Annotated in this window: 20 protein-coding genes; 14 read left to right on the forward strand and 6 right to left on the reverse strand. The window is 70.5% G+C overall.

Features of this window, described 5'->3' with window-relative positions; genetic code table 11:
- The first annotated feature begins 99 nt into the window (after positions 1-99).
- Entirely contained in the window at positions 100-900 is an 801-nt protein-coding gene (locus OG819_RS28400; RefSeq protein ID WP_266651487.1) for a CPBP family intramembrane glutamic endopeptidase, read from the forward strand.
- Between the two features lie 119 nt (positions 901-1,019).
- Here OG819_RS28400 and OG819_RS28405 read toward each other — a convergent pair whose 3' ends face one another.
- Positions 1,020-1,835, reverse strand: coding sequence for a PhzF family phenazine biosynthesis protein (locus tag OG819_RS28405; RefSeq protein WP_266622946.1), 816 nt, complete (start codon positions 1,833-1,835; stop codon positions 1,020-1,022).
- Positions 1,836-2,057: 222 nt separating this feature from the next.
- Here OG819_RS28405 and OG819_RS28410 point away from each other — a divergent pair, with 222 nt between their 5' ends.
- Positions 2,058-2,699: a PadR family transcriptional regulator gene (locus tag OG819_RS28410; RefSeq protein ID WP_266622944.1), complete on the forward strand. Its 642-nt coding sequence runs from the start codon at positions 2,058-2,060 to the stop codon at positions 2,697-2,699.
- A gap of 101 nt (positions 2,700-2,800) precedes the next feature.
- Here OG819_RS28410 and OG819_RS28415 read toward each other — a convergent pair whose 3' ends face one another.
- Positions 2,801-3,229 carry an SRPBCC family protein gene (locus OG819_RS28415; RefSeq protein WP_266622942.1) on the reverse strand — a complete coding sequence of 143 codons (429 nt, stop codon included), beginning with the start codon at positions 3,227-3,229 and terminating at the stop codon, positions 2,801-2,803.
- 310 nt (positions 3,230-3,539) lie between these two features.
- Here OG819_RS28415 and OG819_RS28420 point away from each other — a divergent pair, with 310 nt between their 5' ends.
- From OG819_RS28420 to OG819_RS28430, 3 genes are all read left to right on the forward strand, one after another.
- Positions 3,540-4,181, forward strand: coding sequence for a Clp protease N-terminal domain-containing protein (locus OG819_RS28420; protein WP_323139364.1), 642 nt, complete (start codon positions 3,540-3,542; stop codon positions 4,179-4,181).
- A gap of 46 nt (positions 4,182-4,227) precedes the next feature.
- The gene (locus OG819_RS28425) at positions 4,228-5,238 is read left to right on the forward strand and encodes a DMT family transporter (RefSeq protein ID WP_266622939.1); all 1,011 of its coding nucleotides are present in this window, start codon (positions 4,228-4,230) and stop codon (positions 5,236-5,238) included.
- A 229-nt stretch (positions 5,239-5,467) separates the two neighbouring features.
- On the forward strand, positions 5,468-6,439 hold the full coding sequence (locus tag OG819_RS28430; RefSeq protein ID WP_266622937.1) for a DMT family transporter: 972 nt from the start codon (positions 5,468-5,470) through the stop codon (positions 6,437-6,439).
- Positions 6,440-6,494: 55 nt separating this feature from the next.
- On the opposite strand, the gene OG819_RS28435 is transcribed toward OG819_RS28430, so the two are convergent.
- Positions 6,495-7,184, reverse strand: a complete 690-nt coding sequence (locus OG819_RS28435) for a pyridoxamine 5'-phosphate oxidase family protein (RefSeq protein WP_266651489.1) — start codon at positions 7,182-7,184, stop codon at positions 6,495-6,497.
- Between the two features lie 35 nt (positions 7,185-7,219).
- Here OG819_RS28435 and OG819_RS28440 point away from each other — a divergent pair, with 35 nt between their 5' ends.
- Positions 7,220-8,551, forward strand: coding sequence for an aminotransferase class I/II-fold pyridoxal phosphate-dependent enzyme (locus OG819_RS28440; protein WP_266622933.1), 1,332 nt, complete (start codon positions 7,220-7,222; stop codon positions 8,549-8,551).
- 27 nt (positions 8,552-8,578) lie between these two features.
- Here OG819_RS28440 and OG819_RS28445 read toward each other — a convergent pair whose 3' ends face one another.
- A complete protein-coding gene (locus OG819_RS28445; protein WP_266651490.1) occupies positions 8,579-9,514 on the reverse strand; it encodes a DMT family transporter in 936 nt (311 codons plus the stop codon).
- A 74-nt stretch (positions 9,515-9,588) separates the two neighbouring features.
- Here OG819_RS28445 and OG819_RS28450 point away from each other — a divergent pair, with 74 nt between their 5' ends.
- Positions 9,589-10,491, forward strand: a complete 903-nt coding sequence (locus OG819_RS28450; RefSeq protein ID WP_266622930.1) for a LysR family transcriptional regulator — start codon at positions 9,589-9,591, stop codon at positions 10,489-10,491.
- Between the two features lie 31 nt (positions 10,492-10,522).
- Here the strand turns inward: OG819_RS28450 and OG819_RS28455 are convergent, their stop codons facing one another.
- A complete protein-coding gene (locus OG819_RS28455) occupies positions 10,523-10,990 on the reverse strand; it encodes a pyridoxamine 5'-phosphate oxidase family protein (RefSeq protein ID WP_266416738.1) in 468 nt (155 codons plus the stop codon).
- 154 nt (positions 10,991-11,144) lie between these two features.
- On the opposite strand from OG819_RS28455, the gene OG819_RS28460 reads away from it, so the two are divergent.
- Positions 11,145-11,783 carry a cysteine hydrolase gene (locus tag OG819_RS28460; RefSeq protein WP_266651491.1) on the forward strand — a complete coding sequence of 213 codons (639 nt, stop codon included), beginning with the start codon at positions 11,145-11,147 and terminating at the stop codon, positions 11,781-11,783.
- Between the two features lie 18 nt (positions 11,784-11,801).
- On the opposite strand, the gene OG819_RS28465 is transcribed toward OG819_RS28460, so the two are convergent.
- Positions 11,802-12,293 (reverse strand): Rieske (2Fe-2S) protein, encoded by a 492-nt coding sequence (locus OG819_RS28465; RefSeq protein WP_266622925.1) that lies wholly within the window; start codon positions 12,291-12,293, stop codon positions 11,802-11,804.
- Between the two features lie 197 nt (positions 12,294-12,490).
- Between OG819_RS28465 and OG819_RS28470 the strand changes: the two genes are divergently transcribed.
- The 6 genes from OG819_RS28470 to OG819_RS28495 all read left to right on the forward strand — a co-directional run bounded on the left by OG819_RS28470 (position 12,491) and on the right by OG819_RS28495 (position 17,951).
- Positions 12,491-13,255 (forward strand): HipA family kinase, encoded by a 765-nt coding sequence (locus OG819_RS28470; RefSeq protein ID WP_266622924.1) that lies wholly within the window; start codon positions 12,491-12,493, stop codon positions 13,253-13,255.
- Positions 13,252-13,635 (forward strand): DUF3037 domain-containing protein, encoded by a 384-nt coding sequence (locus OG819_RS28475; protein WP_266622922.1) that lies wholly within the window; start codon positions 13,252-13,254, stop codon positions 13,633-13,635. Before OG819_RS28470 ends, OG819_RS28475 begins: the two co-directional genes overlap by 4 nt.
- 189 nt (positions 13,636-13,824) lie before the next feature.
- Entirely contained in the window at positions 13,825-14,586 is a 762-nt protein-coding gene (fabG, locus tag OG819_RS28480) for a 3-oxoacyl-ACP reductase FabG (RefSeq protein WP_099923884.1), read from the forward strand.
- 16 nt (positions 14,587-14,602) lie between these two features.
- The gene (locus OG819_RS28485; RefSeq protein ID WP_266416749.1) at positions 14,603-15,364 is read left to right on the forward strand and encodes an SDR family oxidoreductase; all 762 of its coding nucleotides are present in this window, start codon (positions 14,603-14,605) and stop codon (positions 15,362-15,364) included.
- A gap of 209 nt (positions 15,365-15,573) precedes the next feature.
- Positions 15,574-17,154, forward strand: a complete 1,581-nt coding sequence (locus OG819_RS28490) for an ABC transporter substrate-binding protein (protein WP_266651492.1) — start codon at positions 15,574-15,576, stop codon at positions 17,152-17,154.
- 113 nt (positions 17,155-17,267) lie between these two features.
- Complete coding sequence (locus OG819_RS28495) at positions 17,268-17,951, forward strand: uracil-DNA glycosylase (protein WP_054229079.1); 684 nt, start codon at positions 17,268-17,270, stop codon at positions 17,949-17,951.
- Positions 17,952-18,255: the final 304 nt, after the last annotated feature.

An 18,255-nucleotide genomic window follows, 5' to 3' on the forward strand; every position in this document is an offset into this window, starting at 1 on the left:
CCCCCCGACGGCCTGTCGCGCACGATCTTCGCAACTTCTTTCGAGACCCTAGCGGGGCGAAGATGGGGACGCGGCGGGATTACTCAACTGGAGGCGGGAGTGCAGGTGGAGGCGGGGTCGGTGGCCGATTCATTCCCCGAGGAGCGGCTGACGCGGCGGATTTTCCGGGACGAGACACTGCTCGTTCTGGGCCTGTCGCTCGGGGCGAGCGGAGTGTCCGCACTGATCAGCTTTGTCGGATCGGTCACCAAACCGGGGGGTCTCAAGGAGCAGGCGGCCACCCTCAACGCCTCGGCTGCGCCGGGCCGCCCCTGGCTGGATCTGGCCTGGCAGTTGTTCGGCATCGCGTCGGCCCTGGTCCCGGTCGCGCTGGTGGCGCACTTGCTCATGAGGGAGGGCAAGGGACTGCGTGTGATCGGGTTCGACCGTAGGCGGCCCTGGCCCGACCTTGGGCGGGGGGCCGCGATCGCGGCGGTGATCGGCAGCGCGGGCATCGCCTTCTATCTGGCGGCCCGGGGGTTCGGCGCCAACCTGACGGTGGTGCCCGAGGCACTGCCCGACGTGTGGTGGAAGTACCCGGTGCTGATCCTGTCGGCCGTGCAGAACGCCGTACTGGAGGAGGTCATCGTCGTCGGGTATCTGCTGCGCCGGCTCGGGCAGTTGGGATGGACGCCGGGGACCGCGCTGGTGGCGAGCGCGGTGCTGCGCGGCTCGTACCACCTCTATCAGGGCATCGGCGGCTTCGTCGGGAACATGGTGATGGGCGTGGTCTTCGTCTACCTGTACCGGCGGTGGGGCCGGGTCGGACCGCTCGTGGTGGCGCACTCGCTGCTCGACATCGGGGCGTTCGTGGGATACGCGCTGCTGGCGGGGAAGGTGGACTGGCTGCCGACCGCCTGAGCGGCGTGAGCGGGTCCGTCAGGGGCGTACGAAGTTGCGCACGCCCCTTTTCCGTACGCACCTTTTGCTTTCGTGTGTCTCTTTCGTGCACCTCTTTCGTACGCCTTTTCCGTGTGCCGCTACGCGAGCAGCTCGCCCTCGATGACCGTGACCGCGTGGCCGGTGAGGAGCGTACGGTCGCCGCGCAGCTCGGTGCGGACGAGGCCGGAGCGCGGGGAGGCCTGCAGGCCGGTGAGACCGGGGCGGCCGAGGCGCTCGGACCAGTAGGGCGCGAGGGCGGTGTGGGCGCTGCCGGTGACCGGGTCCTCGTCGATGCCGATGTTCGGGAAGAAGCAGCGCGAGACGAAGTCGTAGCCCCGGGCGGGGTCTTCGGCGCGGGCGGTCGCGATGATGCCGCGCTTCGAGTACCGGGCGAGGGCCTTGTGGTCGGGGGTGAGTCCCCGGACCGTCTTCTCGTCGGCGACCTCGATCAGCAGGTCGCCGGTGTTCGGGCCGGTGTCGAAGGTCGTGAGCGGCTCGGCGCCCAGGGCCTCGGCGACGCCGTCCGGGACCTCGACCGGGGTGAGCGGAGCGGTGGGGAAGTCCAGCGTCAGGGAACCGTTCTCGTGGGGCGTGGCGATGAGTACGCCGCTGAGCGTGGCGAACCGCACCGGTCCCGTGTGGGCGCCCGTGGTGCGTAGGACGTGTGCGGTGGCGAGGGTCGCGTGCCCGCACATCGCGACTTCGGCGACGGGGGTGAACCAGCGCAGCGCCCAGTCGGCGTCGCCGCCCCCGGGGACGCGGTGTGCGAACGCCGTCTCCGCGTGGTTGACCTCCAGGGCGACGCTCTGGAGCCAGGTGTCCTCGGGGAACGTGTCGTGGTCGAGGAGGAGGACCCCGGCCGGGTTGCCCGTGAAGGGACGGTCGGTGAAGGCGTCGACGATTCGAATCCGCATGCTCCGACGCTAGCGGCCCGAGCAGGCCACGGGACAAGGCCAATTCCGGGGATGTGGACCGGTCTCGAGCCCCGCAAGGAGTACGCCCCGCCGCACCGGTCACCCCTCGGTTTCTGATCCATACGTCCTGACCTGCCCGGATCTCGGGGGGTTGTCAGGCGAGCTATGCCGATATATCGTTGACGCATCGCGACCGATCAACGAATGAATGGAGTGATGGCGATGCGTTCCCAAGGACAGGAATTTGGATTCGAACGTGGGCATGGCCGACACGGTGGGCCCGGTCCGCGTGACCGGGGCTTCGAAGGGCGGCGTGGGGCTTTCGGGCCCTTCGGGCCGGGTGGTCCGGGCGGCGGCCCCGGGTTCGGCTTCGGGCCGGGCTCCTGGGGCGGCCAACGCGGCGGCCGGGGCGGCCCGAGGGGCAGGGCGCGGCGCGGTGACGTACGCGCGTCGATCCTGGCTCTGCTCAAGGACCGGCCCATGCACGGCTACGAGATGATCCAGGAGATCGCCGAGCGCAGCGGCGGGGCATGGAAGCCCAGCCCGGGCTCGGTCTACCCGACCCTCCAGTTGCTGGAGGACGAGGGTCTCATCACCAGCGCGGCCGAGGGCGGCAAGAAGCTGTTCTCGCTCACCGACGAAGGCCGCGGCGCGGCCGAGGCGGGCCCCGACGCTCCGTGGGAAGAGGCCGGGCGCGGGGTCGACTGGGAGACGTTGCACGAGATCCGGCAGGCCGGCTTCGGCCTCATGGAGGCCTTCGGCCAGGTCTGGAAGACCGGCAGCAAGGAGCAGCGCGACAAGGCGCTGGCGGTCATCAACGACGCCCGCAAGAAGCTGTACCTGATCCTCGCCGACGAGGACTGACGGGCATGCTGTGGTACCTGACGGCGCCCCGTGGAAGTGTTTCCGCGGGGCGCCTCTCCGTGTACGGGGGCTGGGCGCGGGTCTCGGACCAGGTGCGGGACTCAGGTCACCAGTCCGGACAGCTTGCGCAGCGACTCGTTGAGGGCGGCCGTCGCAGAGTCCTTGAGCTTGCCCGCCATCAGCGAGACGGCCGCGCCGGTGAACTCCCCGTCGATCCGCACCGAGGTGGCGTCGCCGTCGGGGGTCAGGGTGTAGCGGGTGGCGACGGTCACCGCCATCGGGCCCTTGCCGCGGATGGCCAGGGTGCGGGCGGGCTCCAGTTCCTCGATGGTCCACTCGACCTCGGCCGGGAACCCCATGAGCTTCATGTTCTCCTGAAAGGTGCCGCCGACCTCGAGTGAGGCGGGGCCGCCCTTGGGGAAGTTGGTGTGGGTCGAGTTCCACTCGCCGTAGGAGGAGAAGTCCGTGAGCTGTGCCCAGACCTTCTCGGCAGGCGCCTCGATGCGTGCTTCCGCGCTGACTTCGGCCATGCGGCCACCCCTTCGTGTCGGGCGCTGCGCCCCGCGCAGCTACGGTGTCGCGGAACGTAGCCGCAGCCCCCTGAACATTCAATACTGATGAACCGTCAGGAATTGTGAAGTCGGCCTGCAGCCGGCCCACGTCGGAGCGGCACGGTTGAGCGCGGAGCGCGAGGCAAGGCGGCGCGCGCTCTGCGGGAGGAACGGTGCGAAGTCATCCGTGAGGAGGAGAACACGCTCACGGATGCCCACCCTGTGTGGGACCCGAAGATGCTGCACACCGAGGATGACTCGGGTCGCGGGGACTGATGGGGTGGGGATTGTGCCACCGCGTATCCCCCAGCAACCGGCCGTCGAGAGCGGCTCCCACCGCACGGAACTCGATGCCAGGCTCAGCGCCGAGCTGGCATCGGTGGTCTCCGGCGCGCGCAGGCGGGCGTTGCGCGACGGCGACCGGCAGATCGACACCGCCCATCTGCTGCACTCACTGCTGGAGGCCGGCCCCGAGGTGGGCGCCGTGTTCGACGGAGCCCCGCAGGTCGCCCGGCTGCTCGGCTATCTCGTGCAGCGCAGCATCGGCTACGGACTGCGCTGGCGGAGCGCCATCGAGGACTCGGGGACGGTTCCGGTCGCGGCCGCGGCAGGCGGGCGACCGGTCGTGGCCGAGGCGGGCTGGTCGCCGGTGGCGGCCGGCGCCATGGAGGGCGCGTGGGAGCGTGCCGAGCGGCGGGGCGACGAACGGGCCCGCGGTCTCGATCTGCTCGCCGCGATCGTCACCGATCCGCAGGCGCGAGCCGTCGAGGTCCTGCGGCGGGCGGGCGTGGACGCACGGGCACTGCTGCTGCGTATCGAGAGCGCCTTCGATGTCGAGGACGAGTTCGAGGGCGAGTTCGAGTTGGAGTTCGGCCTCGACTTCGAGAGGTATGTCGGGGGTGGCGACCCGGGCTGCCGGTCCAATCGTTGAGACAGGTGTCATCGAGGGTGACGCTCATGTCGTCGCCTGTCATCATGTGCCGGTGCATACCTCTCAGGGCAGTCAGGGCAACCGTGGGAAGGGCGTGGGGCTGGGCCTCGCGCTCGCGTCGGCGGTCTCCTTCGGCGGATCGGGCGTCGCGGCGAAGCCGCTGATCGAGGCGGGACTCGACCCGCTCCACGTGGTGTGGCTGCGGGTCGCGGGCGCCGCCCTGGTGATGCTGCCGCTCGCCGTGCGCCACCGCGCTCTCGTACGGCGGCGCCCCGCCCTGCTCGTCGGGTTCGGGCTGCTCGCCGTGGCGGGCGTCCAGGCCTGCTACTTCGCCGCGATCTCGCGTATCCCCGTCGGTGTCGCGCTGCTCGTCGAGTACCTCGCGCCGGCGCTCGTGCTCGGCTGGGTGCGGTTCGTGCAGCGCAGGCCCGTGACACGCGCCGCGGCCCTCGGGGTCCTCCTCGCGGTCGGCGGGCTGGCCTGTGTCGTGGAGGTGTGGTCCGGGCTGAGCTTCGACGCCGTCGGGCTGCTGCTCGCGCTGGCCGCCGCCTGCTGCCAGGTCGGCTACTTCGTCCTTTCCGACCAGGGCAGCGACGCGGGCGAGGAGGCACCGGACCCGCTCGGTGTCATCGCGTACGGCCTGCTCGTCGGCGCCCTCGTGCTGACGGTCGTCGCCCGCCCCTGGACCATGGACTGGTCGGTGCTCGGGGGTGGCGTGGACATGAACGGCACGTCCGTCGCCGCCTCCCTGCTGCTCGGCTGGATCGTGCTGATCGCGACCGTCGTCGCGTACGTCACCGGAGTGCTCTCCGTGCGCAGGCTCTCCCCGCAGGTCGCGGGCGTCGTGGCCTGCCTGGAAGCGGTCATCGCGACCGTGCTCGCCTGGGTCCTGCTCGGCGAACATCTCTCGGCGCCGCAGATCGTCGGCGGTGCGGTGGTACTGGTCGGCGCGTTCATCGCGCAGTCGTCGGCGCCCGCGAAGCCCTCGGACGGGCCGGTCGCGGGCGGTGGGCGCGATGCGGAACGGGATTTGTCGGTTCGCGGGACCGCCGTCTAGGGTGCTGACCATGCCTTCGACGCTCGTTCTGCCGCCTCCGGCCGCCTGAGGCGGGTCCTCCGGAATCCCCACCCGGCCCGGTGCCGGGTGGAACGGTGCTGCCCGCAGAAGAAGTCCGAGGACCTTTCCGTACGCCCCTGCCTCTTCGGCACGGGCCGCGACGTGGTCCTTCTCGAACTTCCGCGCGGCCGCCTTGTGCGCGGTCGCGCGCATCAGCGGAGAGAAACACGTGTCGCATGCTGCTTCCGGCCTGCCCATCGGGCGAGGCCTCCTTTATCTGATCGTCGCCGGTGCCGCCTGGGGCACCGCGGGCGCGGCCGCGTCACTGGTCTACCGGGCCAGTGACATGGGGCCGATCGCCCTCTCCTTCTGGCGCTGCGCGGGCGGACTCGTGCTGCTGCTCGTCGTTCGACGGGTGCGGCGCCGACCGGTCGTGTCCGCGCCCGCCCGGGAGCCGTTCGGCCGCAAGGCCCTGCGGATCGGTGCCACGGGCCTTGGGCTCGCCGTCTTCCAGACCGCCTACTTCGCCGCAGTCGAGGCCACCGGACTCGCGGTGGCGACCGTCGTCACCCTGGGCGCCGGGCCCGTGCTCATCGCCCTCGGTGCGCGACTGACCCTGGGAGAGAAGCTCGGGCGCGGCGGGAGCGCCGCCGTCGCCGGGGCTCTCGGCGGGCTCGGGGTGCTGGTGCTGGGTGGCGGAGGTGCCACGGTGCGCCCCTGGGGCGTCGCCCTCGCGGTCGTGTCCGCCGCCGGATACTCCACGATGACGCTGCTCACCCGGTGGTGGGGACGTGACGGCCGCGTCGACGGCTCCGGCACGACGGTGTGGACGTTCGCCGTCACCACTGTCTGCCTGCTGCCGGTCGGTCTGGCGGAGGGACTGGTCCCGCACGCCGCCCGACCGGCCCACGTGCTGGCCCTGCTGGTCTACATCGCCGCCGTCCCCACGGCTCTGGCCTACGCCCTGTTCTTCGCGGGCGCCGCAGTCGTCCGGTCCGCGACCGTCTCCGTGATCATGCTCCTGGAGCCGGTGAGCGCGGCCGTGCTGGCTGTCGGTCTGCTCGGCGAACGACTGACCACGGCGACGCTCGCGGGCACCCTGCTGATGCTGGGTTCGGTCGCGGGGCTTGCGGTGGCCGAGGCGAGGAGCGTCCGGGGGGATACCCGGAGGGTGCCCGAGGAGGAACGGGCGCTCGTCTGAGGCATGAAGTCTGAGGCGTGAGGCACCGGGGGTGATCCCGCCCGGTGCCTCGCCGTCACAGGGCCGAGAGGTAGTCGGGCAGCTCGATGCCCGGGGCCAGGTCGTCGGCGGGGATCGGGGTGCCGTGTCCCTTGGTGAGGGGGACGACCCCGGTCCAGTGGGGGAGGGAGAGGTCCTCGGCGTCGTCGTTCGGGCCGCCGGTGCGCAGCTTCGCGGAGACCTCGTTCAGGTCGAGGCGGATGACGGCGGTGGCGGCGAGCTCCTTGGTGTTGGCGGGGCGCGAGTCGTACGAACGGCCGGGGACGACCTGGTCGACCAGCGCGTCCAGGGCCGCACGCTTCTCGTCCGGGTCCGTCACCTGGTAGGCGATGCCGTGCACCACCACGGAGCGGTAGTTCATCGAGTGGTGGAAGGCGGAGCGGGCCAGGACCAGACCGTCGACATGGGTCACGGTCAGGCAGACGGGCAGTCCCGGGTCGGCCTGCCCGGTCATCCGCAGCGGGCGCGAACCCGTCGAGCCGTGCACGTAGAGGCGCTCGCCGACCCGCCCGTAGAGGGTGGGAAGCACGACCGGGGCGCCGTCCCGGACGAAGCCGAGGTGGCAGACGTACCCCTCGTCGAGAATCGCGTGGACCAGCTCGTGGTCGTACGCGGCGCGCTCCTTGGAACGGGTGGGGACGGTGCGGTCGGTCGGGGTGTAGGCGGCGGGCCGCGTCGACCCGGGCTGGGTGCTCGTCTCCGACATTGCGCTCTCCATTGTACTAGTGCATAATCTAGTTTGTGCTAGGAGAGTATCGGATCGAAGGGCGACGTGCAGCGGACATTTCCGCGAGCGTCGAGCGCGCGGTGGGCAGCGGGGAGCTCGAACCGGGGCAACTGCTGCCGCCCATGCGGGAGTTGGCGGAGCAGCTGGGGGTGAATCCCAATACCGTCGCCGCCGCCTATCGCACACTGCGCGAACGCGGGGTGATCGAGACCGCGGGGCGTCGGGGCAGCCGGATCCGTTCGAAGCCCGTCACGACGGGACGCGAGTACATCCGGGTCGAGGTGCCGGAAGGTGTGCGCAACGTGGCTGACGGCAACCCCGACCGGGCACTGCTGCCCGGTCTCGCCGAGGCGTTCGTGGCGGCGGCGAGGCAGTCGGACCGGGATCCCGTGATGTACGGGGAGGCCGCGGTCGAGGCTGAGCTCGAGCGGCTCGCGCGCGCCGATCTCGACGCGGACGGCGTGCCCGACGGGCCCGTCGTCGTCACCTCCGGATCGCTCGACGCCATCGAGCGTGTGCTGGCGGCCCATCTCAAGCCCGGGGACACGGTCGCCGTCGAGGATCCCGGCTGGGGCAGCGTGTTCGACCTCGCCCCGGCGCTCGGGCTGCGCACGGTCCCGGTGCGTGTCGACGACGAGGGCCCGGTCCCCGACGACGTACGACACGCCCTGGTGGCCGGTGCCCGCGCCCTGATCGTCACGGACCGGGCGCAGAATCCGACCGGCGCCGTGGTCAGCGCCCCACGCGCGCGTGCCCTGCGTTCGGTGCTGAAGGAGCACCCGGAGGTCCTGCTCGTCGAGGACGACCACGGGCACCGGATCGTCGACCTGCCGCTGCACCCTCTGGCCGGGGTGACCCGCTGCTGGGCCTTCGTACGCTCCGCCGCGAAGGCCTACGGCCCCGACCTGCGGCTCGCCGTCCTCACCGGGGACCCCGTCACCATGGACCGCGTGCATGGGCGGCAACGGCTGGGGCCCGGCTGGGTGAGCCATCTGCTGCAACGGGCGGTCGTACACCTGTGGGCGAACGGCGCGGTGGACGTACGGGCCGTGGCGGCGGCGTACGGGTGGCGCCGGGACGCGCTGATCGACGCCCTGAAGGAGCGTGGCATCGAGGCGTACGGGCGCAGCGGGATGAACGTGTGGATCCCCGTCCCGGACGAGACGGGGGCGGTCGCGCGGTTGCTGCACGCCGGCTGGGCGGTCGCGCCCGGGGCGCGCTTCCGGATGAGCGCGCCGCCCGGCATCCGGATCACCGTCTCGATCCTGACGCCGGACGACATCGAACCACTGGCGGACGCCATCGCCTCCGCGGTCGGCCCGGCGCCCGTGCGTGGTTACGCGTGAGGCGGTCCGTACGCGTTGACGGCGCGGTCAGCGGCGCGGCCGGGCCTGGGTGAGTGCCGCGCCGGCGAGGACGATCACCGCGCCGACCGGCGTCGACCAGCTCAGCGACTCGCCGAGGATCGCGACGCCCGCGGCGGTGGCTATCACCGGGATGAAGTACGTGACCATCTGGGCCGTCGTCGGACCGACCTCGGCGACGATGCCGTACTGGACGAGCATGGCCAGGCCCGTGCCGAGGGCTCCCAGGGTGGCGATCGCGAGCAGCGGGACGACCGGGAAGCGGCTCGGCAGTGTGGTGAACAGCGGGGTGACAAGGGCCAGTTGGACGGTGGCGAGCAGCAGTTGGGCGCCGGTCATCGACAGGTGCGAGTGGCCGGCGCCGGCCAGGGTGCGGCGGACGTAGATCCAGCCGATCGGGTAGCTCAGCGAGGCCAGCAGGGCCATCGCCGTGCCCCTGGCGTCCAGGCCGTGGAAGCCCTGCCAGACACCGAGGACCGTCAGGACGCCGAGGAAGCCGATGCCCAGACCGGCGACCCTGCGCCGGGTCGGACGGTCCTCGGAGAGGGCGACCAGGGACAGGGCCATGCCCCACAGGGGTGAGGTCGCGTTGCAGATGCCCGCCAGCGTGGACGGGATCGTCAGCTCGGAGTAGGCGAAGAGCGAGAACGGCAGTGCGTTGAGCAGGAAGGCCGCGACCGCGAGATGACCCCAGGTGCGGGCCCCGCGCGGCAGTCGCTCCCGCTTCACCGCCATCGCCGCTGCGAGCACCGCCGTCCCAAACAGCAGCCGTCCGAAGGTGACCTGGAACGGCGCGTAGCCCTCCGTCCCGACCTTGATGAGCAGGAAGCTGAAACCCCAGATCAGCGAGAGGACGCCGAAACGGATCCGCCAGCCGAGGGCGGTGCGACGGCGGGGGGTCGTGGCGGTCGGGGTGTCGGTTCGGGGAGTGGTCGCGGCGCTCATGGACGTAACGATGAAGGAGACAATCCCGTAGGACAAGCGAGATTGTTCGAGCGATATCTCGTAGCATTGCTTACATGTTGAATCTGGAGCGCCTGCGCACCCTCGACGCCCTCGCACGGCACGGCTCGGTGAGCGGCGCGGCCGAGGGGCTGCATGTCACGACGTCGGCCGTCTCCCAGCAGATGTCCAAGCTGGAGCGCGAGGTGGGGCAGCAGCTGCTCGCCAAGAATGGCCGCGGGGTGCGTCTCACGGACGCCGGGCGATTGCTCGCCGACCATGCCGCGCGCATCCTGTCGCAGGTCGAGCTCGCCCAGTCCGACCTGGAGGCCCAGCGCGGTCAGGTCGTCGGCGAGCTGCGGCTCTCCGCCTTTCCGACCGCCGCACGCGGGCTGTTCCCCGCCGCGCTCGCCGCGCTGCGCGCCGAACACCCGGGGCTGCGGGTGCGCTCCAGCGAGCTGGAGCCCGAGGCCGGGGTCGCCGGGGTGATCCGGGGCGACCTCGATCTGGCGGTGGTGCTCGACTGGTACAACAAGCCGATGCCGTTGCCCGACGGTCTGGTCAAGGCCCCGATCCTCGACGACCCGGCCGATGTGGCGATGCCGGTCGGCCACCGGCTCGCGGACCGCGCGGAGGTCGACCTCGGCGACTTCGCCGACGACGAGTGGATCACCTGGGGCGAGGGTGAGTTCTGCCACGAGTGGCTGATGTTCACGTTGCGCTCCCGGGGCGTCGAGCCGCACATCGGCCATCGTGCCGGCGAAACGCACACACAGCTGGGCCTGGTCGCCGCGGGGCTCGGTGTCTGCATCGCGCCGCTGCTCGGACGCCATCCGATGCCCGAGGGGGTCGTCACGGTGCCGCTGCGGCAGGCCGTCCGGCGGCATGTCTACGTGATCTGGCGCGCCGACGCCGACCGCCGCCCGTCGATCAGAGCGGCGGTGGGGGCGCTGCGGGCGGCGGGGGAGAGCATCGGCTGAGCGCTGACCTGGGCTTGGGCTGTGACAGGCCCTAGAGCGGCGGCAGCTTGCGGAAGTCCCAGGAGGCGATCGCTGTCGGCGTCAGCCGGGCCCACGCGTGGCGGCCGTCGTGCGGCAGTTCCTCCAGGCCGAAGTTCTTGCGGGCGAACAAGGTCTCGGGGACGTCGAGTTCGGCGCACAGCTCACCGGTGCGGGGGACCTCGCCCACGAACTCCACCGTGCCGGACAGCTCGACACCGCGCAGCTCCCCGTAGTCCTCGCCGGTGTCGATCACCACCGCGACGCGCGGGTCGCGGCGCAGCTCCGTCCAGCGCTTGCTGCGTACCACGGAGTACAGCCACAGCGAGGTGCCGTCCCAGACGAACCAGAGCGCGCTCACGTGCGGGGCGCCGTCCTTCGACACCGTGGCGACGCGACAGGTGCGCTGGGTGGTGAGGAACTCGTCCAGTTCGCCGGGGGTCATCATGATCTTCCGACCCCTGCGCTGAGTGACGGTCATACGGTCACCTCTTCTTTCGTGTCGACCTTGTGCGACGATCTTCTGCGTCGACAGAGAGCTTCTGGCGGTTCGTCAGAAAAGCATGGGCCGTCTTCCGTCCGTGCGCAATGCTCGTTACGCTCGCCCGCCCCGGCCCTCGACGACAAGGGGAGTCATGCCTTCGCATGAACAGCTCAGCACACTCCTCGACCCGGACGGCACCGTTCTGCTCACCGTCGAGTGCCAGCAGGGCGTCGTCGGCCCGGACAGCGCCCTGCCCGAACTCGCCAGAGAGGCCCGGTCGTCGGGGGCCCTCGCGAACATCGCCAGGCTGGTGGCAGGCGCCCACGACAGCGGCGTCCAGGTGATCCACGCGATCGCCGAGCGACGGCCCGACGGGCGGGGCGCCAACCGCAACGCCCGCCTGTTCCGCGCGGCCGAACGGCTGCCCGTGCAGCAGCTGTCGGGCACCACCGCGGTCCGCGTCGCGGCGCCGATCGAGGTCGCCGAGGAGGACTTCGTCGTACGTCGCCTGCACGGGCTGTCCCCGCTCTCGGGCACCGAAGTGGACGCGCTGCTGCGCAACCTGGGCTGTCGCACCCTCGTCGTGACCGGTGTCTCCGCCAACGTGGCCATCCCCAATACCGTGTTCGACGCCGTGAACCGCGGCTATGCCGCCGTGGTGCCCGCGGACGCCATCGCGGGGGTGCCCTCCGACTACACCCCCGCGATGATCCGCAACACACTCGCCCTGGTCGCCACGATCACGGCGACCGACGACGTGCTGGCCTGCCTCAAGCGACCGCGCCGTTGAAGCGCGGGCCCGGCCGGGTCACGCGAGCTTGATCGAGTCCCCGTCCACGGTGATGTTGGCGGCGGCCAGCGGCTGCGTCGCGGGCCCCTTCTTCACACTGCCGTCGGTCGCGGAGAACTGGCTGTTGTGGCACGGGCAGGTGATGACGTTGTCGGCGATGCCCTTCACCGCACAGCCCTGGTGGGTGCACTTGGAGGAGAAGGCCTTGTAGGTGCCCGCGGTCGGCTGGGTGACGACGACGCCCTGGGACTCGAAGACCTTGCCACCGCCCTCCGGGATGTCGGTGGTCTTCGCGAGGACCGTGCCGCCCGCGTTCCCCGCCGCGGCGTTGTCGCCCCCGCCCGTACCCCCGCTGCTCGCGCTGGAGCCGGAGTTGGAGCTGGTGGAGTCGGAGGACTTGTTGTCCGACCCGCACGCGGTCAGCGCGACGGCGAGTCCCGCCGTGCCGACCGCCGCCACGACGGTGCGGCGGGCCGGGGTCGGAACGGGGTGAAGCGATTCGCTGGTCATGCTGACATTCCCTTCAACGGACGTGATGGTGATCCGTACACAAGTACGGTCCGCCCGTGTGCCCTGTTCAGGAGCTAGGGACTTCTTGACCGAATCGACAGCGGTTCGACAGCCGCGCCGACCGGCTCGGGGCTCCGCCGCCGCGGGCGCCCACGGGTCGCGTCCGGTGGCCGTGACCGCCCCAGTAGCCTGGGGCGATGCTCAAGGAAGTCATCGTGACCCGCTACATCACGCCGCTGCGTGAGGGCGGCTCGCTGCCGGGGCTCGTCGAGGGCGACGATCTCGGGACGTACGTCATGAAGTTCACCGGCGCGGGGCAGGGGCGCAAGACGCTCGTCGCGGAGGTCGTCTGCGGTGAACTCGCACGCCGGCTCGGCCTGCGTGTGCCCGGCCTGGTGACACTCGACCTCGACCCGGTGCTGGGGCTCGGGGAGCCGGACCAGGAAGTGCAGGAGCTGCTCAAGTCGAGCGGCGGTCCGAACCTCGGGATGGACTTCCTTCCCGGCGCGATCGGCTTCGACTCCCTCGCCTTCGAGGTGAGCCCGGAGGAGGCCGGGCGGATGGTCTGGTTCGACGCGCTGGTCAACAACGTCGACCGTTCCTGGCGTAACCCCAATCTGCTGATGTGGCACGGCGACCTGTGGCTCATCGACCACGGCGCCACCATGATCTGGCACCACCACTGGCCGGGCGCGGCGAACTCCGCGGCCAAGCCCTACGACGCCTCCGACCACGCGCTCGCGCCGTTCGGCCCGGACATCGCCTCCGCCGCGGCCGACCTGGCACCGCTGGTGACCGAGGACCTGCTGGCCGAGGTGACCGCGGAGATTCCCGACGCGTGGCTGGCCGACGAACCCGGCTTCGACTCGCCGGACGCTCTCCGGCGTGCCTATGCGCAGCCGCTCCTGGCGCGCGCCGGTGTGATCGAGGGGCGCATCAAGGGCTTCGAGGGGGACAAGTGAGCGAGCGGGACGTCTTCGAGTACGCGTTGCTGCGCGTGGTGCCGCGGGTCGAGCGCGGCGAGTGCTTCAACGCGGGCGTACTGGTGTACTGCCGCGCCAAGTCCTTCGTCGGGGTGCGCACCCATCTGGACGAGGCCAAGCTGCTGGCCCTGGACCCGGAGGCCGACACGGCCGGCGTACGGGCCGCGCTGCGGGCGGTCGAAGGAGTCTGCGCGGGTGGCAAAGCGGCAGGTCAGGCCGCCGGTGACGACGCCGGGCGGCGTTTTCGCTGGCTGATCGCGCCCCGCTCGACGGTGGTGCAGCCGGGACCCGTGCACACCGGACTCACCGCCGATCCGGAAGCGGAGACGGAGCGGTTGCTCCAGTTGCTGGTCAGGTAATGGATCACACCCGCGCCGTGTGCCGTTGACACCGGGTGCCAGGGCTTCTAGCGTCACGTCTACTGAAGGTACTAAGCGGTCGCTCACCGGACGGGCGTACCGTGTGAGCCGCAAGACATGCCACCGCGGGACATACCACCGCAGAGCATTTCATGCCGCAGGGCTTTTCAAGGGCGAGGAGAACCAGCAATGTCCACCACTGAGCAGCGCGTAGCCGTAGTCACCGGTGCCGCGCGCGGCATCGGCGCCGCGACCGCCGTACGACTGGCCGCCGAGGGCCGCGCCGTCGCGGTGATCGACCTCGACGAGGCCGCGTGCAAGGACACCGTCGAGAAGATCACCGCCGCCGGTGGCAAGGCCATCGCGGTCGGCTGCGACGTCTCCGACGAGGCCCAGGTCGAGGCCGCGGTCGCGCGGATCGCCGAGGAGCTCGGTGCGCCGACCGTCCTGGTGAACAACGCGGGCGTGCTCCGCGACAACCTGCTGTTCAAGATGGCCGCGTCCGACTGGGACACGGTCATGAACGTGCACCTGCGCGGCGCCTTCCTGATGGCGAAGGCCTGCCAGAAGTACATGGTGGACGCCAAGTTCGGCCGGATCGTCAACCTGTCGTCGTCCTCGGCGCTCGGTAACCGCGGCCAGGCCAACTACTCCGCCGCCAAGGCCGGTCTGCAGGGCCTCACCAAGACCCTCGCCATCGAGCTCGGCAAGTTCGGCGTCACCGCCAACGCCGTCGCCCCCGGCTTCATCGCCACCGACATGACGGCGGCCACCGCCGAGCGCGTGGGCATGGGCTTCGAGGACTTCCAGGCCGCGGCCGCCACCCAGATCCCCGTGCAACGCGTCGGCAACCCCGACGACATCGCCAACGCGATCGCCTTCTTCACCGGCGAGGCCGCCGGATTCGTCTCCGGCCAGGTCCTGTACGTGGCCGGCGGACCGCTCAACTGACGCCGGAGGGCACGACATGACCACACTCCCCGAACTCTCCGGCAAGGTCGCGCTCATCACAGGCGCGAGCCGCGGCATCGGCTACGGCATCGCGGAGGCCCTCGTCGCGCGCGGTGACCGCGTGTGCATCACGGGCCGCAACGAGGACGCCCTCAAGGAGGCCGTCGAGGCACTCGGTGCCGACCGCGTCATCGGCGTCGCCGGCAAGGCGCACGACCTGGCCCACCAGGCCACCGTCGTCGAGCGCACCATGGAGGCCTTCGGCCGCGTCGACTACCTGGTCAACAACGCCGGTACGAACCCCGTGTTCGGCCCGATGGCCGACCTGGACCTGGACGTGGCACGCAAGGTCTTCGAGACCAACGTCATCTCGGCGCTCGGCTTCGCCCAGTTGACCTGGAAGGCCTGGCAGAGCGAGAACGGCGGCGCGATCGTCAACATCGCGTCCGTCGCGGGCATCGCCCCCTCGCCCTTCATCGGCGCGTACGGCATCAGCAAGGCCGCCATGATCAACCTGACCGTGCAGCTGGCGCACGAGTTCGCGCCCAAGGTGCGGGTCAACGCGATCGCGCCCGCCGTGGTCAAGACCAAGTTCGCGCAGGCCCTGTACGAGGGCCGAGAGGCGGAGGCGGCCGCGTCCTACCCGCTCGGCCGACTGGGCGTGCCTTCCGACATCGGGGGCGCCGCCGCCTTCCTCACCTCGACGCAGTCGGACTGGATCACCGGTCAGACGCTCGTCGTCGACGGCGGCATATTCCTGAACGCCGGAGTGGGCTGACCGGAGCCCCGAGACGGGACGAACGGAGCATCGACGCGGGCGCTGATGGACGAAATCGGCGCCCGCGTCGACGTATGAAGACGGACAGCCCGATGACAACCTTGTCACAAACGCGCTGATCAAGTGCCGCGCAGGGAACGCGGGTTCACCGGCCGGGCGCTGCGGTATGGTCTGCCGACCCTTGGTACGGCAGATCGAGGAGCGTGCGCGTGTTCAACCGCAACCAATGTCTGCGGCAGCTGGCGGCGGTCACGTCCGTCGCCCTGGTGGCCGGGTGCGGCGTCCTCTCCTCGGCGTCCTCCGACGACAAGGGACCGATCGTCGTGGGCACCACCAGTGCCCCGAGCACGCTGGATCCGGCCGCCTCCTGGGACGGCTCGTGGGAGCTGTTCCGCAACATCTACCAGACGCTCCTGAGCTACCCCACCGGGACGACCACGCCCGAGCCCGACGCCGCCCAGAGCTGTGCGTTCACCGACAGAACGAACCTGGTGTACCGCTGCAAGCTGCGCGCCGGCATGCAGTTCTCCGACGGCGACTCGTTGGACGCCCGGGCCGTCAAGTACTCGATCGACCGGATCAAGAAGATCAACCTGCCCAGCGGTCCCGCCGGCCTCCTCGGCAGCCCCGACCGGATCCAGGTACGGGGCGAGCGCGAGCTCCTCTTCCACCTGAACAAGCCGGACGCGACGTTCCCGTTCGTCCTCGCCACGCCGGCCATGTCGATCGTGGACCCCGACGACTACCCCGCCCACTCGTTGCGCAAGGACGGCAAGGTCATCGGGTCCGGCCCGTACAGCCTGCGCTCCTACGAGGACGGCAAGCAGGCCGAACTCGTCAGGAACGACCACTACAAGGGCTTCGCCGAGCTCAAGAACGACGCGGTCACCATCCGCTACTTCCAGGACTCGGGGCAGATGGTCGACGCCCTCAAGGACAAGAAGATCGACGTCACGTACCGCGGACTGGCCTCCAAGGACATCGTCTCGCTCCGAAGCGGGGGAGCGGACGACGGCCTTCAGCTCGTCGAGGGCGCGGGCATGGAGATCAGCTACCTGGTGTTCAACCCGAAGGATCCCTGGGCCAGGAAGCTCGCGGTCCGCAAGGCGGTCGCCCAGGTCATCGACCGTGCGGCGATCGCGCACAAGGTCTACAAGGACACCGTCGACCCGCTGTACTCCATGGTCCCCGCGGGCCTGACCGGTCACACCACGGGCTTTTTCGACGACTACGGGGACCCCAGTTCGTCCAAGGCCCGGCAGATCCTCCTGGAGGCGGGCATCACCGAGCGCGTCCCCCTCACCCTCTGGTACACCACGGATCGCTACGGCTCCGAAACCGCCCCGGAGTTCCAGGAGATCAAGAGGCAGCTCGAGGACTCCGGTCTGTTCCGTGTGTCCCTCAACGGGCGCCCCTGGAAGACGTACGAAGAGGGCTACCGCAAGGGCGAGTACCCGGTGTTCGGGCGCGGCTGGTTCCCGGACTTCCCGGACGCCGAGAACTTCATCGCCCCCTTCGTGGGCCGGCAGAACGCGCTCGGTACGCCCTATCCGGCGCCCCGGATCACCGACACCCTGCTGCCCGCCTCGCGCCGCGAGAGCGACCGTGGAGCGGTGGTCGAGGAGTTCGAGGCGGCCCAGCAGATTCTCGTCGATGACGCTCGGCTGCTGCCGCTGTGGCAGGGCAAGCAGTTCGTGGCGGCGAGCGAGGACATCTCGGGCGGGGAGCAGGCCCTGGACCCCTCGACGATCATGATGATGTGGGAGCTGTACCGCAAGACCAGCTGGTAGGGCACCGGCAGGCCCTGGCGGGTAGCGTGGTCATACGGGGTGCGGGGCCGATTGTCAGTGGTCGCCTGTAGGTTCTGAGACCTGGAAGTGACCGCACATCGGAGGAACTTGACGTGACCGACACCGCCATGCTGCCCGAGTCCTGGCGCGGCGTCCTGGGTGACGAACTGCAGCAGCCCTACTTCAAGGAACTCACCGAGTTCGTGGAGGAGGAGCGCGCCAACGGTCCCGTCTACCCTCCGCGCGAGGAGGTCTTCGCGGCGCTGGAGGCGACTCCCTACGAGCGGGTGAAGGTGCTGATCCTCGGCCAGGACCCGTACCACGGCGAGGGTCAGGGCCACGGCCTGTGCTTCTCGGTCCGCCCGGGGGTGAAGACCCCGCCCTCGCTCCGCAACATCTACAAGGAGATGAAGGAGGAGCTGGGCACCCCGATCCCGGACAACGGCTATCTGATGCCGTGGGCCGAGCAGGGCGTTCTGCTGCTCAACGCGGTGCTGACCGTGCGCTCCGGTGAGGCGAACTCGCACAAGGGCAAGGGCTGGGAGAAGTTCACGGACGCGGTGATCCGTGCCGTGGCCGACCGGCCCGACCCGGCGGTCTTCGTCCTGTGGGGGAACTACGCGCAGAAGAAGCTCCCGCTCATCGACGAGAAGCGGCACATCGTGGTCAAGGGCGCGCACCCCTCGCCGCTCTCCGCCAAGAAGTTCTTCGGCTCCCGCCCCTTCACGCAGATCAACGAGGCGGTCGCGGGACAGGGCCACGAGCCGATCGACTGGCGGATTCCGAACCTGGGCTGATCCGGGGCGCCCGACGGCGTGGCGGACACGTGAGCGGATCCCGTGGTCCAGGCGTGATCCGAAGGCGGGACCTGGGCCGGGAGGGGGCTCTGGTCCCGCTGTCACCGGAACGCTCAGTGGCGTACGGGGGGCGGCTGAGCCCGATGGTCAGTGCGCCCGGCCAGGGCCTGTCCGGGCGGATACAGGTCGCGGGAAACGGGGGGCGCCTCAACGCCGCGGATGGGCGTGCCAAGGCCCGCGCCTGCGGCATGATCCGCCGGACAGGCCCTAGCGTCGGAAGGGACAGCGACGAGCCTGGAGGACG

The organism is Streptomyces sp. NBC_01549 (assembly GCF_026339955.1).
In the GTDB taxonomy this organism is placed as follows: Bacteria; Actinomycetota; Actinomycetes; order Streptomycetales; family Streptomycetaceae; genus Streptomyces.